Raw genomic sequence first — 1,167 nt, 5'->3', positions numbered from 1 at the left:
CAGAGGAAATAAAAAGGATTGAAAAAACGAAAGAAAATTTAAAATCTAAGAACCAATTTAGAAAATAAAAATGTGTCCGATTCGGACACAAAATAAGGAGTGAAAATATTGAGTAATGAATATAAGTTGAAATTCAAACTTTATAATAAAAAAACAAATGAAATTGTTGATGATATACATCGAAGTATTGCGGTAGCAGATGGGACAGTTCAAAGCTTCGATAAGAAGGGAAATTTAGAAGGGACTTCTGAAAATACACATTTATTACCGATTCAATATGCCAATAAAAAGGATATAAACAAAAAAGAAATATATCAAGGCTTTATTGTAGAAAGAAAAGGTGGAGTGACGGGAGAAAAGGATATAACAGGGGTAGTTGAGTTTCTGGAATGTTCTTGGTGCATTGTAAACCATAAAGAACAAAGATCGGTTAATTTGTTTAGTGAAACCGCAATTGATACAATCATTGGAAACATATATCAACATGAAAAATTAAAAGAGTTAGTTATGTGAGGTGGATAACATGAAAGATGGCTTTAACATGTTAGAACTGTTAAATAATAGTTCAGAAGAAGATACAAAGAAAAAAGCTGAAAAGATTGCTAGGTTTAGGACTATTCCAATAAATATTAACGAGTTGCTACCTTCAGAAGAAAATTTTTATTCTACAGATGAAGAGGAATTAAGAAATCTGAAAGATTCAATAGAAATATTTGGAGTTCAACAGAATTTAGTGGTTAAGAAAATAGATGAAAATAAGTATGAAATTATAGCAGGACATAGAAGGTATTTAGCATTAAAAAAACTAGTTGAAGAAGGAAAGCAGCAGTTTGAATATGCACCATGTAAAGTTGAAAATGAAGAGGATTCAATTAAGGACAAGCTATTATTACTGATAACAAATTCTACTGCAAGGCAGCTTACAGATTGGGAAAAAACTCAACAGGCTAAAAAACTAAAAGAGCTGCTAATTGAATATAAGAAAAAAGAGAAATTACCTGGAGGAGTAAGAGAAATAATAGCAGATATATTAAATACTTCACCTACACAAATTGCAAGGATGGAGAGAATATCTAAAAATTTAACAGAAGATTTTAAACAAGAGTTTAAAGAAGAAAAAGTAAATATTTCAACTGCCTATGAACTTTCTAAATTACCACAGGATCA

General features: G+C 29.7%; 2 protein-coding genes. Both read left to right on the top strand.

Annotated elements, in window-relative coordinates:
• Positions 1-108 precede the first annotated feature (108 nt).
• A complete protein-coding gene (locus CLPUN_RS08975; protein WP_077846957.1) occupies positions 109-513 on the top strand; it encodes a YopX family protein in 405 nt (134 codons plus the stop codon).
• A gap of 10 nt (positions 514-523) precedes the next feature.
• Positions 524-1,167 (top strand): ParB/RepB/Spo0J family partition protein (locus CLPUN_RS08970; RefSeq protein WP_158078736.1); only part of this gene is annotated, 644 nt, incomplete at its 3' end.

Origin of the sequence: Clostridium puniceum (genome assembly GCF_002006345.1) — a bacterium.
Classification (GTDB): Bacteria; Bacillota; Clostridia; order Clostridiales; family Clostridiaceae; genus Clostridium; species Clostridium puniceum.
This window is presented reverse-complemented; position numbering and strand designations above follow the sequence as displayed.